At 42.5% G+C, this 15818-nt stretch carries 10 protein-coding genes; all 10 read right to left on the bottom strand.

Annotation, left to right across the window (positions count from 1 at the left end; all coding sequences use genetic code 11):
- Positions 1-71 precede the first annotated feature (71 nt).
- The 10 genes from ACTQWB_RS04520 to ACTQWB_RS04475 all read right to left on the bottom strand — a co-directional run bounded on the left by ACTQWB_RS04520 (position 72) and on the right by ACTQWB_RS04475 (position 15752).
- On the bottom strand, positions 72-1361 hold the full coding sequence (locus ACTQWB_RS04520) for an SGNH/GDSL hydrolase family protein (RefSeq protein WP_441500574.1): 1290 nt from the start codon (positions 1359-1361) through the stop codon (positions 72-74).
- Positions 1362-1670: 309 nt separating this feature from the next.
- A complete protein-coding gene (locus ACTQWB_RS04515) occupies positions 1671-2945 on the bottom strand; it encodes a GHKL domain-containing protein (RefSeq protein ID WP_441500573.1) in 1275 nt (424 codons plus the stop codon).
- A gap of 100 nt (positions 2946-3045) precedes the next feature.
- Complete coding sequence (locus ACTQWB_RS04510; protein WP_441500572.1) at positions 3046-3741, bottom strand: LytR/AlgR family response regulator transcription factor; 696 nt, start codon at positions 3739-3741, stop codon at positions 3046-3048.
- 313 nt (positions 3742-4054) lie between these two features.
- Positions 4055-6478, bottom strand: a complete 2424-nt coding sequence (locus ACTQWB_RS04505) for a glycoside hydrolase family 2 TIM barrel-domain containing protein (RefSeq protein ID WP_441500571.1) — start codon at positions 6476-6478, stop codon at positions 4055-4057.
- 214 nt (positions 6479-6692) lie between these two features.
- Complete coding sequence (locus ACTQWB_RS04500) at positions 6693-7844, bottom strand: glycoside hydrolase family 5 protein (RefSeq protein WP_441500570.1); 1152 nt, start codon at positions 7842-7844, stop codon at positions 6693-6695.
- A gap of 246 nt (positions 7845-8090) precedes the next feature.
- Entirely contained in the window at positions 8091-9560 is a 1470-nt protein-coding gene (locus ACTQWB_RS04495; RefSeq protein ID WP_441500569.1) for an alpha/beta hydrolase-fold protein, read from the bottom strand.
- 214 nt (positions 9561-9774) lie between these two features.
- Complete coding sequence (locus tag ACTQWB_RS04490) at positions 9775-11160, bottom strand: MFS transporter (RefSeq protein WP_441500568.1); 1386 nt, start codon at positions 11158-11160, stop codon at positions 9775-9777.
- A 3-nt stretch (positions 11161-11163) separates the two neighbouring features.
- The gene (locus ACTQWB_RS04485; protein WP_441500567.1) at positions 11164-11556 is read right to left on the bottom strand and encodes a hypothetical protein; all 393 of its coding nucleotides are present in this window, start codon (positions 11554-11556) and stop codon (positions 11164-11166) included.
- A 6-nt stretch (positions 11557-11562) separates the two neighbouring features.
- Positions 11563-14658 carry a glycoside hydrolase family 3 C-terminal domain-containing protein gene (locus ACTQWB_RS04480; protein WP_441500566.1) on the bottom strand — a complete coding sequence of 1032 codons (3096 nt, stop codon included), beginning with the start codon at positions 14656-14658 and terminating at the stop codon, positions 11563-11565.
- Complete coding sequence (locus ACTQWB_RS04475) at positions 14655-15752, bottom strand: family 43 glycosylhydrolase (protein ID WP_441500565.1); 1098 nt, start codon at positions 15750-15752, stop codon at positions 14655-14657. Before ACTQWB_RS04475 ends, ACTQWB_RS04480 begins: the two co-directional genes overlap by 4 nt.
- Between the last annotated feature and the right edge of the window lie 66 nt (positions 15753-15818).

Genomic DNA, 15818 nt, shown 5'->3' with positions numbered 1-15818 from the left:
ACTATATTATTCGCAATATGATTGGCACAAACCGTCATTTTAGCGTCATGATCGGTTATTATATTTCCTGGCTATTTTGCAAGAAACTCCGTCAGATACTCTTCAATTACCGGAGTCCACCACTCCACATATCCTTTACGGAACGGATGAACCTCGTCATGCATGTATTCGTTATAAAGATCTGTACCATAAATTGCTGTCATCTCTTCATTATGGAACATATCCACAACTCCGATTCCCCACTTTTCCTGAATCTGAAGGAGCAGATCTACCATTTCCTCATAGTTTTCCTTCTCTGCATAGGTTCCAGTGTAGAATACGACCGGGCAGCCAAAGGTATCCTGTACATAGGAAATAATGGTCTCAATAGCACCTGCAATTGTGGTATCATCAAAGTCAGCCGGATCTGTACTGTCTGTCACTTCACCCATCGGTTTTCCTGTGGTTGCATCGTTAGTAGATAACTGGACTACAAACAGATCTGGTGTTTCGTCTTTGCTGATCAGTTTCATTCTGGAAACATAAGAATCTTCTTTTTCATTTACCAGTGTAGTGGCACTGATCGCATATTTCTCACACACAGTTCCCGGATGGTTGTCCTGAATCGCATCTACCATGGAATAATGTCCGCCAGCCTGTGCTCCATAAGTTACGGAAGAGCCAAGCCAGATAATGTCAAGTCCGGCAAGTGGATCGGATGGATCTGCCTCTGGAATCGTTTTTACCGTATTATCATATCCGGTTGCTACTTCACTTCCAGCTGGTGCAAGAAGCACATCTCCTACATATGGGAAAACCATTCCCTTTAAGGTCGGCGCTTTGCAGCCAAATGCACAAGTCACTTTAATGGTATCCCCTGCCTTTAATTCCAAATTCTGTTTAATAAGAAATCTTCCGGAATCTGTAAGGCTTCCTTCATCATACTCTCCGTCGTCTTTATAAGAAGCTGGTGAATCTGCCGGAACCTGAAGATCTACCGGTACGGAGAAGGTTTCCCCGTCGTTGATCGTAAATGTAAATGGCTGGGAACTGAATGCTGCCAGAACCTTAGATACTGTAAGATACAGATCAAAAGTTCCCTCTGTACCTTCTGGTACCGTGTATACAATCTCGGTGCCCTGTGCTGCTGCCCGGATCATACCGGTTTCTTCATCATAAGAGGTTGGCTCTTTTTCGTTATCCGGGCCCACGCCTTCCCCTTCTGTGAATGTAGCATCTGCTGCCGGAAGAAGTACCTGGCCTTCTTCGACCGCATTTGTTGTGTCTGCCGCTTCGGCCTGCGCCAGAACTGTACCTGCTTCCCCAACTGTGGTACCCATCATACACATTATCATTGCCATAATAACTGCCTTTCTTTTCATTGGCTCTTCTCCTTTTCTTTGCGTTTCCCGCATATTTGTCTCTACATTATCACGAAAAGAGCCTGTATCGAAAAAGGTGGCAAATTCACATGGATTTCTGGCAAAATTATTGTCTCATCCCTGTGAAGCGCCACCGAAATAATCGCCCCGTTCCCTCAAATGATATTGTTCCCATTTCACTGCTGTCCAACAAAAGGGGTACATATCAAAACCAGGCTATCATTTTTATCAATCTAATTTACTGGACTATCGTTCATCTATAAAATGGATTCTTCTACTCCTTACACTATAGCTTTATCAAGAGATATATTACTCTATAGGAAACAGCATACTCACCACAAACAGATTTTTCTCCGAAAAGATCCTGAAATTTGCTCCATATTTTTCTGCAATATACTGCATGCTTTTTGTTCCATAGCCATGCAGTTCAGAATCTTTTTTTGAAGAGTGGACCGGTAGTCCTGCTTCGGAAAGTTCCGGAAAAGTCTCACAGTAATTCTCAATTCTTATGCTTACCATTTTCCCTTTTCGAAGAATTTTTAAGAAGATATATCTGTTCTCTGCCTTTTCTTTTTTCTCATGTTCAATGGCATTATCCAACGCATTTCCAAACAAAGAAGCAATATCCAATGTTTTCATAAAATGAAGTGCTGTGCCATCTGCCATACAGGTAAAAGAAATCCTCTCCTGCTGACATACCATTTTCTTCTGCGTCAATACAATATCCAGCGCTGCATTTCCAGTCTGAAATGCACTTTCATACGCCTCCACCTGTGTCAGAACTTCCTCCAGTTCCTGATTTTCAGGATTTTCCAGACGTTGCAACTTATGGATATAATGTTTCAGGTCGTGGGCATTCCGGTTCACAAATTCCACATTGGTTTTGGTCATTTCAAACTGCTTTTTTTCCAGTTCCAGAAGCTGCCGCAGCTTTTCATTATCTGCATTTCTCGTCCGTAGCTCCACAAATCCAAGGGCAACACCAAGCCCCAGAATATCACACAAGATCAGCGGTGGATATACCACCCATACCTCCCGAATTCCATAAACCCAGAATAAATAATGCAGAAAAAACACAAAGATTCCAACGGCGATCAGCCAGATCCACGCTACATTACTCAGCATATTTTCCAGTCTTTCCCTGGCGAACCGTCTTATAATCTGAAAATAGAAAATCCCATATATCAGCACCATCAAAAATACAGAAAGGAAAAACTGCCCCACTATAGAAATATTTCTATAAATAGAATAAAAAACAAGATTATACACATTAGAAGACAAATTCTGGATAAATAGTGCCAGCATACCACTATACAGAATTTCCCGTATGTCTGCCTGGCAGCAAAAATGCCAGAAGCCAAGGCTCAGAAAAAACACCGTAGCAGAAAAAAGCCCCGACACATAATAGGTTATAATATTGGGCAAAATAACAGCAAGCAAAAGAAATGTAATTCCTCCTGCCAGTAAACGCAAAAGATAGTTTTTTCTTTTTGGCAAATGCCCTATACACAATGCTTCAGCGGTCAGTATCTGAAAAATATATCCGTGTGCCTGCGTGATTTTAAATACGTCCAATTTTCCCATTTTATCGCTCCATATGCGTTATTGTTCTTTTATATATTCCTTGTTAGCGTTACTGCCTCGTTTACATTACCACATTATTAGCTCTATTCTCTCCTTTACGCTATTGACCCATATATGCCGTCAGCCTGTCCAGGAATTCCCGCTTATACTTCTGCGAAATCACAAACATCTGCTCTGCCACTTTGATCTCATTTCCCTTCCATTCATCCACCAGAGAAAGATTCACCAGAACAGAACTATTTATCAATGCAAAATGGCTTGCCAGAAAATACTCCTGTATCTCTTTCATTGTCCCACGCATTTTGTAAACATCTCCATGGACATGAAATTCCAGATAATGTTTATTACTTTCTATATATGCGATCTGCCCGGGAGAAACCTTTTTGGCGCCATTTGGTATTTTAATGTAGTAAGCTTCTTTTTTGTCTATATGTGACAGTGCTTTTTCAAATTTGATACAGAATAGTTCATAAACCAGCGGTTTGACAAGGAAATCAAAAGCGTTCACCTCGTATCCCTTCAGCGCATATTGCGCCATACTTGTAATGAAAATAAGACAGGTCTCATCCCCTCTTTTGCGCAACTTGGCTGCTGTTTCCATACCGTCCATATGAGGCATTGCAATATCCATAAAGATCAGATCACAGTCGCCTTTGTAATCCTCCAGAAAGTTCAATCCATTTTGAAATACTGTGATCTTATATTGCAGTTCGTGTTCTTTTCCGTACTGTTCTATGTATTTCTGAAGCTGCTTCTGATATTCCAGATCATCTTCTACGATTGCAATTGTGAGCATACAACTTGACTCCTCCTGTTTCTAAGATAAAACCAATTCTCCACTTTACCCGGGTATATTTGAAAAGGGCTTTCTGCACTTTTTTAACACTATCTATATCTTTTACTTATGATTTTAATTCTATTTTTTGTATGTAGCAACCTATTTTTCGGGATGCCAATAGTACATGATAGTAATACGGGAAATTAAAATGGCATGTTATGCCTGGAATGAACCGATTGCATAACACGCCACTTTACATTTATCTTTCGATATATCTTACTTTTTTATAATAGTGCCGTCTTTATTTTTCTTTCCCTGGCAATGTACGTTCTTAGCCCAGAATTTCCACTTCTGCCACAGCTTCACCCACCTTGGCCTGTGCCTTCACAACCACTTTTCCAGCACCAGCCTGTGGACGGATGATTGCCAAAGCCTCGCCATAATAGGTGTCCGTCTCATCGCTCTGGTATCTCTCCGGATAATATGGGCATGCACTTCCGAATGCAAGAAGCTCTCCGCCTTCTATCTCCAGCTTGATCCTGCCTCGTGCCAGTGGCTTCGTCTCGCCGTTTTCATCTGTATAACGCATTCTTACATAGCAAAGATCACTGTCTGCATTCACTTTTGTAAGTTCCGGTTCTGCACGAAGTACTGTCTCTTTTCCAGCTGTTTTCAGTGATTTCTCAGCGATCACATTGTCATTTGCGTCATATGCAACTGCTTTGATCTCACCATTATGATAAGTAGTGTCAAAAAATACCTTACAGTCGTTTTTCGGCTTTTTGGTGCCTACACACTCTCCATTTACATAAAGCTTTACATGATCTGCGCGGGTATAAACTTCGACCTTAGCTGCATTTCCATCACATCCGTCCCAGGACCAGCTTTCCATGGCATTGGTCATTTTCCATGCAGATGGGGAATGGACATCTTTTGTATGATCTACCGGCATAACTGCGATTGCCAGGTCTTCCAGTTCAAATGCGACCCTGATATAAGCCATCTCTCCAAGCGGCTTTCCAGTCAGGTCAATTCTTCCGGAGCCTGCACTTACCCAGCCGCAGCCACCGTCAAAACGTGGTGCATAATCCTTGTATTCCCATGCACCAATTCCTACTTCGCCCAGATAATCCTGTGCAGCCCAGACAAAATCTCCGATGATACGTTTATCTCTTTTTGCCTCCTGCATAAACTGATAGGCATCTGCGCAGAAAGTCTCACTTCCAAGAATGATTCTCTTCGGATATTTTTTCAGATCATGACGGTAACGCTTGATTCCATAGTTATATCCTGCAACATCCATATTTGCGTAAGCATCTCTTGTTTTCACATCACATGGATAAAGAGTTGCTCCTGTTTTCATAAATCCGGCACCAAAAATTCCGGCAACCGTATTATAGAACTCACTTCCTACTGCTTTTTTCTTCTTAGCATTTTCAGCTGCTTCGTCTGCCTTTTTATCGCTGTAAACACCGAAGCCCATAGAGCTTAAGAAATTAAAGAAAATATTGATTCCGCAGCTAACGGGGCGGGTTGAATCCAGCTCATGCAGTCTGTCTGTAAGGGATTTCGTAAGGGCAATTCCTTTCTTCTGAGCAGTCTCGGATACCTCGTTTCCTGTAGAGTACATGATGACTGATGGATGATTGTAATCCTTATCTACCATGTCCTTTAAGTCTTTTTTGTAGTTATCCAGTATCTCATCTGCATAATCGTATTTAGTCTTGTGAATATACCAACCGTCAATATACTCGTCCATTACCAGCATTCCCATTTCATCGCAGGCACGAAGAAGTGCTTTAGAACAAGGATTGTGTGCGGAACGGATTGCATTATAACCAGCGTCCAGAAGAATGCGGATCTTACGACGCTCTGCAAATTCATATGCACATGCTCCGAGAAGGCCATTATCGTGGTGGATACAGCCGCCTTTTAAGAGGACATTTTTCCCATTGATCTGAAGACCTTTTTCAGGAGTACAGCTTACCATACGGATTCCGAAAGCTTCTTCCTGTACATCGTCCCCAAAGGTCACACGACAGGTATAAAGATTTGGAGTTTCCGGGCTCCATAACTGGGCTCCAGGAAGTGCGATCTCACAGGAACATTTGCCGTCTGCCTGAAGGATTGCCATAGCTACGATATTATCCGTCAGATCTACTTCATTTTCTGTCTTAGAAACACCCTGATTTACTTTTCTTTCCAGAATCTCAATCTTCACTTCACCAGCTTCATTTGGCCATGCTTCCACACGGATCTTCGGCGCTTTATAATCAAGAGTTGTAATCTTTACACTGTCAAAACGAAGATGCTTTTTCGGTACTGTGTAAAGCCATACCGGGCGGTAAATTCCGGTACCGGAATACCAGCGACTATTTGGCTGGTCATGATTGATCACTTCTACACGAATCACATTTTCCTCACCAAACTTTACATGTTTTGTTGCATCTACATAAAATCCAAGATATCCATAGGAGTGATAAGCCACTTTTTCACCATTGATATATACAGTTGCTTTACGGTAAACGCCTTCAAATTCCAGGATTACTTTTTCTTCTTTTGCTTCTTTGGGAAGTGTAAAAGTTTTCTCATAGGTATAATCCTGAGCCTCGTACCATCCGGTATTTACTCCGCCTGCGCTTGTCTCGCTTCTCTCATCCAGCTGCATGGCATCATGAGGAAGTGTAACCGCAAAAGCATCTTCTTTTTCCCCTGTTTTATAGCATATCCAATTCTCGTTAAATGACAGCTTCATAATTACCTCCTGAAATTCATATATTTCTTTTTAACAGCTAAATTGCTATTTTCAATCCATTTGGTGGATTCACCGCACCAACAAAATGTAAACCATTTCGGAGACAGTCTCTGAACAGTTACAACATTTCACATAATTTATACCTGGATTTTACCAAACAAATAGCAGGCTGCACTATTCAAAGCGCAACCTGCTATAAAATACACGCAAACTGTTACAATTTCTCCATATATTTATCCAGTCTTGCTGGCATCCAACCCTTCTTCCAGCATCTGCAAAGATCCCAGGAATCAAGTCTGCTGGCGTACATGGAAACCTCTTTGTCTCTGTACAACTGATAATTCCAGTAGAAAAATCCGGCGGTATCCTTCCATGCATTCATTTGAAGCACAGCTGCCTTTTTATACCATTTTTTACGGTAAACCTCGTAGCTGTCAAGGATTACTTCATGCCCTTTTTTCTTATCCGCAAGCTCATTGCACACACACCATTCCCCGACGAAAACAGGTGTATATTTCTGTGCTTTTTTCAACAGATGATGCTGATATGCGATAAATGCCCGATATGCCCAGAATTTGTGGATGTGCGTCACATCCTCCATTGCCTGAATATAAATATGGGTATCCAGCATTACGTTTTTCATATGCTGCTTTACAAAGAAGTCTTTCCATACTCCAAGACGGAAGCCATCGTGAAATACGATTACTTTCTCCTCCGGCAAAATCCGGCGCAATCTCTTGTAAGCATCCACATAAAACTTTTTCAGAAATCTGGTAGAAACATGATGGGAACCCTTCGCCTCGTCTTTATCCGCAGCCATTTTCCTGCTTGGCGCAGTCATATAAACACTGAAACTGATTGGCTCATTCAAAACCTCGATTCCAAACAGACCTTCTCTGTCCTTATATCTTTCTGCCAGTCTTTCCAGTACAGTCAATACAAATTCCACCTCATCCGGCATCTGGCTCCATTTACAAACTCCCATCAAGCCGCCATTGTCATAACTATTCTGACAACCAGGTGCCGTATGCAGATCTACAAGAACCTTCAGGCCATACTTTTCTGCCCAGTCAAAAGCTTTGTCCAGATATTCGATACAGCCACTATATGGTTCTCTGTCTCCGAAAATAAAATACGGAACCGGAATGCGGACTGTGTTAAGTCCATGAGAAGCAATATTCCGGAAATCATCCTCTGTCACGTAAGTATCCCTGTGCTGCTTCATCATCGGCCAGAGCTTTTCTTTTGGCACATTACGGTTCAGCCAGGTTTCATCCTCCGCACCTGTTCCCTGGAAGATAAATGGCTGCATCCATTTCTCCAGTACCAGCCAGTTGCCAAGATTGGTTCCTATAATTTTGTCCATGGTAATACCCCCTGTCATATTTTCAATAAATTTCATCAAAATGATGTTAGTGTCAAAAGGTCTTTTGACACTAACTTGATACCACGGATTGTTCCGCAGCTACGCTGCTCCCACAATCCGGGGGGGCATTCGAAATCCGCTGATTTACTGCGTAAATCGCTACTTTCTCATGTTTGGCGAGTCCCAAGATCAAAAGCTTTATCGTGCAAGCACGAACAACTTTTTGACCTTTTGACTCTGGTATCATCAAAATATCTTCTGCAAATAATTATACAACGCCAGATGCCAGTTTCCCATAGAATGATATCTCATGGGAAATACATCAAAGCAAGTATTCACTCCTGCCCGGAGTCTTGGCTCTATGTCAAGAAGTGCCTGATAGTCCTGCACCTGTCCTGGCAATGCAAAATCAAAGTTGCCGCTTGCCACATACAGGTAATGAATCGGCAAATCTGCAAACGTGCCTGACTGAATGGTATCTTGAAACTGCTGTGCATCTGTTCTGCTGCCGCTGAATGTACCGAACCAGGAAAAATAATCCAGGCTCTGACAGATTGCAGAGTGATAAGTCGTCACCGCGCCTCTTGATAAGCCTGCAAACGCTCTGTGATCCCTGCTCTCGGAAAAGCCCTTATCATCTGCTGATTTCGCATAAGTTGAATAAGAAGACTCAATTTCCGGCATCAGATCATTGCGAAGCTCTTTCGCAAAAGAATAGGTCAGCTGATCCAGATCATCCGCGCAGTCATCTTCCACATAAAAAGTCGGTGTCACGACGATCAAGGGCTGTATATCTCCATCCGCAATCATATTGTCAAGCATGATCTTATTATATGGATTGGTTTTCAGCCAGTATTTCTCATCATCCCCGGTTCCATGCATCAGATAAAGAATATTATACTCTTTTTCGCTGTCATAGCCATAGGGAAGATAAACATAAGCAGTCTTTTTTACATCCCGCTCGTCTGTTGCATAAGCCTTTGTATTATAAACTACTTCTTCTACTGTTCCAACCTGCTTTGGTTCTGTTTCGTCATATTTGGCAGGAACTGCCCACAGTTCGTCTCTTGCCTGTCCCTGGGCATTGTGTGCTGCTTCGTATCTCACTTTCCAGAATCCCAGAAAGCCTGCAAGGATAACGACTGCCATCATCGCCGGGAAATATACCATTAGGGGTGTGTTTCGTTTTAACCGTTTCTCTTCTGGCTTTTTCTCCGATAACATTCTCGCAAAAAGAACTTTCTCTTCCGTTTTTTTATTCGTCAATACCTTCTCTGCCGATGTTTTTCCTTCTAAAGTCTTTCCCTTAGAAATCATTCCTGCCACTATCTTCATCCTGATTATTGCTGCAATCTCCAGGATTCCACCAAGTGCTGCCACAACGGCTTCCACCAGAAACAGCCAATTGAAATAATACGTGCTGGTCGAGAAGTTTGTATTAAAATACAGAACAAATGCCGCCACAGCAATCACCAGATACAAAACCGGCATCCTGCTTTTCCATGCCGTATAAGCCACCAGAATAAACAGACCCGCGATCAGAGCAAATGTAATAAATGCAGTTTTATCCCCCAGGATTGCGAAACGGAGGATATCGATACCAGACAACAGCATAAGAATAACAGCTGGAATGAAACAAATCCATTTCCTCACATGTTCCGTTTTTTCTGTTGTCTTTTCCATAATATTAATTTTTTCTTCAAGTTCTTTTTTCATTTCTATTACCACCTTACCGAAATCAGTTTACCAGATTTTGTATCTGATTAAAAGCTTTTCACTAAATCTATAACAAAACAGATTTTCTATGGTGAGGCTGGCAAATATAACCGGATTTCAGGCAAAAATATGATATGTGAGCAAAATACAATATTCCAAATGATTTTTCCATTATAAAAAGCTGACGCAAATATTCTCTGCGCCAGCTTTCTCTTTATTTTTGTTCTTCCTCAACCTTCAAAAATGATGTGGTCACTGCCAGAATCGCATACGCGATCATTTCTGCCCCAAGGAAGCCCATAATGATCACCCATTTTGTAGCATCATTCTGTACTGCTGCTTCCATAACACCATTTACCAGCTGTGGGGGCTGATATCCGCTAAGAGAGATCAGTCCGTTAAAAACTGCAGTCATGATTCCACCAGCAGATACTGTGATAATACTATAAAGTGACATGGAAAGTCCATCACTTCTGTAGCCATTTTTTCTTTCCAGATGATCCAGTACATCTGCAAACAATGCCATCATAACATAGCAGGCAGGAATCGTTCCCAGGGTTTTAATGGTAACCCCGATGGCCACCATTATAAAATTGGTAGGGTTGATAAAACTGATCACTCCCCCGGCAACTGCCAGCCATAAACCAGCAACTGTACAATTCTTCTTACCGAATTTCTTTGCCAGCGGCCATGCGGTAAACATTCCAAGAACCATGGGAATACCGGAAAAGACAGCCAAAAGCGTCTGGGTAATTCCATCCTGATATTTTCCAACTATGTAATCACAGTAATAACTCATGGAAAGATTTTTCATTCCGCCTGATAAATTGAACAACAGGTAAAATACAATAATCATCCACCAGTATTTATCTGTTACAACACCTTTCAGCTGCTGTTTCAGGGGAAGCTCTTCTTTTGAAGCTTTTTCACCGGAAAGATCTTCCTGTTTTTTGAGATACAGCTCTTCTGTAATACGTTCCCGGGTAAAGCAGAATTCCACAAGTGCTCCTGCCAGCGCCACTGCTCCCATGATACTCATGCAGATCAGCCATGCCCTCTGGTTTTTCAGTCTGGGATAGATCAGCATCGGAAACAGAATGGATGCAAATAATCCGGCAGCCCCCATATTGGCAGCATTGCTGATAACAGAAAGCTTTCCTCTTGCCGCACTGTCCCTGGTAGACAGCGGAACCATCATACTGTGCGAAAGAAAATAAATCGGGTAGGCAACTGCAAAGTACAAGTTATAGGACACTGCGATCCAGATCAGCTCCAGTCTGATGTTTCCTGTAGGAACAGAAAACATCAGTACACATGAAACAACCATCAGCGGAGCCGCAACCAGCAGGTAAGGTCTTGCCTTTCCCATTTTCGTTCTGGTCCTGTCAATAAGGATTCCCAGAATGATGTTTGCAATTGTTACAAAAATCGTGCACACCAGAGGTAATGCCGTAATAAATTTTCCAGACAAGCCCAGGGCATCTGTGTAGAAACGGTTCAGGAAACAGGTAAATACTGCATTCACGATGAGTACGCCAAATGGTCCTAAGAAATACCCCAGCGCCATCTCAGGCAACGAAACAGAATCTTTTTTTAACATAAGCTATTTTACCAATCCCTTAAATGACACTACAAATTCTAAGATCAGGGCTGCAAAGGTCAGTACCGCGAATACCAGGAATCCGGCTACCTGTCCCCATGTATACAGCCCGGAGACAGCCCATCCAAGCGGATCAAGCTGTGATGCGAAGCCATATACAAATGCAGCGGAAAACAGGATTGCACTTACAGTGGAAGAAAGATTCAAAATACCAAAAGAATATTTCATGCTAACTACAATGGTAATAATATTTAATACAATAGCAATTGCTGCAATGATTCCAATCTGTTTTACTGCAACCTCTGAAGTGGAATATGCTACCAGTCCGATAATCCCAAGTACCGCTGCTGCCAGAGTCAGCCAGCTACTGGTTGAAAGCTTTTTCGTCTCCTTCATAACCGTTTACTCCTTTTCCTTTCCGTTCTTTTTCAGACTTACAAGATAAAGTACTACCAAAATAACTGTAAGTGCACCAAACGCATACTTGATACCTGCGATCAGATTCTGCCACCAGGTATTTACATAGACGATCTGGGTTCCTGCAGAAATGCCGTTCATGGCATTACTCTGGGCAGTTGTATAGACATAAGTCTTAAGTATTTCTTTCATCTTGTGCTGGAAGAGGGAATCTGCTTTGATCTTCTTCATATTCTTATCAGAAGTCATAGCGCCCCACTCTGTTTCTTCATAAGTAGTCGGGTTGGACAGCATCGTTCCGCCGCCGCCCAGCAGGGAATCCTTCCAGTTCATATAATCGGCACCATTGATCATATCAGTAACGATCCAGCCAGTGTATCCCCACTCATTTCTTGCGATCTGTGTCTGAACACCTTCATCTGCACCTACGAAAACAGTACCAACACGGTTAAATGCTGTCATGATTCCTTTTGCAACGTTCTTCTGCATTGCGCCCTGGAATCCTCTTAATTCCATCTCTCTTCCGGCCTGCTCTGTCATAAAGGTAGATAATCCGGAACGGTTTAATTCCATATTGTTGAATGCAAAATGCTTCGGAGACATCATCATTCCCTTTGAAGTTCCTCCTGTGCAGACTGCAACTCCCATTAAATTGGTAAGCATGGAATCCTCAGAATAATATTCATGGTTTCTTCCGCAATACGGAGTTCTATGGTTATTTAAACCAGGACCGAAGACTGATGCAATATTGCTCCATAAACTGTCTTCGCCAAAGATCTCACCTTCACGCTGTACCAGCTCTTTGTTAAATGTAGCTGCTACTACCGGCTCTGTAGGCATTCCTGCCATTCCATATCCGGAATACTCATCCTCTTCTGCTACATAAGTAGGCTCATCTGAATTTGTCTTATTCCATTTTACAAAATATCCCGGAACCTGGTCTCTTACAAATCCGATTGGTCCATCATTTGCGTAAGTTCTTGGATATCCAATGCTGTCAATATTTTCGAAATCATCACCGCCAGCTTCCACAAAATTAATCGCCTCATCCAGTGTCACCTGATCCAGAAGCTGATTCCACTGTGGATCATCATATTCCAGAACTCCGGTAGTGTTTCCATTTTCATCTGTAAGAATGAAGTCAGCAAGCTGTAATCCATTGTCAGCTCCCCATACTTCGTTATAATCACTATTTTCAGTTAATGAATAAGTATTATTGGTCAGACCAACCATCATTTCCTCAGTAGGAGTGATTGCTTCTACAGGTGTCCAGCCCTTGCTCCAGTCAGAACGTGTGGTATATTCTACTGTGTTCTCAATGAAGTTATTGATATCTGCATCCTGAAGGGCATTTTCAACACCTACAGAATAGGTTTCCTGGTTCTTCTCTCCCAGATTCCATACAATTGCGTTATCCGCTGTAATATTCTCATCTTCATTAATGGCGATCAGATTATCTGTGCTTCCTGTCTTTTTGGCAAGAATGTTGTTCAATGCTTCATGTGCACCATTTCCAACTGCAAAATAATAATCACCTGCATCCAGTACCCATGCACCCTGTGTTCCATTTTCTTTTACAGCATCCTCATCATAGCTTGCCATATACTGTGGAGCAAAGGTAATGGTAACGGTTTCTGTTTCACCTGGCTCCAGTACTTTGGTTTTTCCGAAGTCTAACAGCTGAACAGCCGCTTTCTCAATTCCGCCTTCTGTATATGGAGCCTGCACATAAAGCTCTACAGCACTGCTTCCGGCTACATCACCTATATTGGTTACATCTACCACAGCAGTTCCTTCGCCGCCGATGGCTACATCTACAGATTTTAATTTCTGTTCAAAAGTAGTATAGGAAAGTCCATAGCCAAATGGATATACCATTTCATTTGCATAATCCCATCCGTCACCAGTGGAAGAACCCTCTTTGGTATCTGCATTGCCCTGTCCCAGGATCTGATCCTCATATCTTGTTTCATAATACTTGTATCCACTGTAGATACCTTCGGATTCCACCAGATACCAGTCTGCTTTATTTGCTTCTGTCAGGACAGCATCTTTTCCAGCCTGTGTGCTGTTTGTGTAAAGATAAACGCCCCAGTTTACCATAGATGGGGAAGAAGCAGTGTTAGCCGGATAAGTGTCAGAAAGATGACCAGACGGATTGGCATCTCCGCAAAGCACATCTGCTACTCCAAGGAAGCCATTCATTCCAGGCTCACCTACCCAAAGGATTGCATCAATTTCTGCGTCATTTTCCAGATCACCAAGTTCCATAGGGTTGTCTGAATTGATCAGTACAATAACCTTTGTACTATGTGCTTTCGCAAGCTCGATCATAGCCTTCTCATTGTCAGACAATGCCAGCGGGCGCTCAAAGCTGTCACTTTCATCTCCGCTTACCATATTTGGATTGTAATCCGTTGCTTCTGAACTGTCACGGGAAAGTACGACAACAGCGGCTGTATCATCTGCGGACTTTAACGCTTCGTCTGTATAAACAGATGCCGGAGCTTCACCAACCTTGTACATTGGAGTATTTTCGTATGTCATTCCAAAGCTTGGCATGGAAGAGTGTCCACCTTTTCTTCCATAGGTATCGTTTACTTCTTCACTGCTGTAAAGATCCAGCATAGTCTGATTCAGTGTAAACTTCTTTTCTTCCAGTGCCTGCTGCAGGGAATATGCAATCTGCCCATTTTCATCATCAACAGCAACAGAGGAACCGATCATTCCACCTAAAGTAGGATTGATGGAGTTTAATCCCCATAAAGTAATATTTTCGCTGTCCTTTTTCACCGGAAGCGCTCCGTCATTCTTTAATAATACGGAACCCTCTGCGCTTAACTGTGTTGCCAGCTCTTTCTTTGCATTTAATACTTCTTCCAGACTGTTAAACTCAGATTTATAATAAATTCCATCTGATTCACTGTCTGTCTGGATTACCTGGTAATTGGTCGTTCCCAATCTACCGTTGATAAACTGTGCTCTGCTGTTTGCAAGCGTCTCTACGCCCATTGACAGTACTAACACAGACGCCGATACGGTTGCAAGTCCCTGCATTGCCTGCTTTTTCAAATGTTTCATTTCTTTCCCCCTCCAAAGTCTTCCCATTTCCATTCATCATACCAGCGGATCATTGGCTTACCGTCGATCCATTCTACCGGCAGCCATACGTATGTGGAAATGCTTGTGTTTTCTTTATGTTTGATTTCTACCCCCGGCAATTCGACCGCTTCTTTCTCCGAAGTGTCCACCGTCCATGCTCCGCTTGCTTTCAAGGTCCGCTCTGCAAACGGATAGGACAGTCTTGTGATTGCCTTTCCCAGAAATGTAGGCATCCAGCGGTCAGCCATTGCGATATACAATTCTGTCCCCGGTACCTTTAACACACTGGTAAATTGGCTGAAAAATGAGCTTTTCGTAGTATCCTTTATACATGGATCCCCTAATTCCTCATATTTCCCATGCCAGTCTGTGATCCGGCACACCTTACTTGGGTTTGGATAATAACCAGTAGTTCCACTTGTGTAAAGATAATAATTTCCATCTTTTTCAAAATAAGTGGGGGCTTCTCTGGTATATGGCGGATGCAGCCCGTCATAATGAACGGAGTACTCTCCGGTCACCTCTGTGAAATCCTCCGAAAGTGTAGCCGTTACAAGCTGAAAGTGTGGTCTGTCAAAAATCAGATACCCTTTCCCTGTGTTTTTGTCTACTGCGATGGTAAAATCCCCGGTGTCCATTTTCAGCGGCTTGTACACCTTATGGACATATTCATAGGGTCCCATGAAATCATCTGCCTGCAACACACACATAAACTGGCTTGTCACACCGGCCATGATCTTGAGCCATGCCACATATTTTCCGGTCTTTTTGCAATACACAATATGCGGACGGTCCATACAGTAGGTAGGATGCAGTGGACTGTTCAGATCATCCGGATCCGGGTGAATGATAAGTCCAAGGTCTTTCCAGTTATACAGATCTTTCGATGAATAGGCTCTTACACCCCAGTGCCAGATCGTATTAGAAGGGCCGCCCTTGGTATATTCCTTGTTTTCGCCATACCAGTAATACGTTCCATCTTCTTCACTGTAAAAAACCGAAAAGCCATGAGCCTGGATCGCTTTTCCTTCAGTATCCAGCCACTTCTTCCCTGGTTTAAAACTATGGTACATCTCTTCCTCCTCCTTTTTTCAAGCATACACTATAAAGGCCAGATATTTCCGGCTTTGTCATATAAT

It is taken from the genome of Blautia sp. HCP3S3_H10_2 (assembly GCF_052122375.1).
Lineage (GTDB): Bacteria > Bacillota > Clostridia > Lachnospirales > Lachnospiraceae > Blautia_A.
Note: the sequence above shows the minus strand (reverse complement) of the source record. Positions and strands in the feature narration are given on the sequence as shown.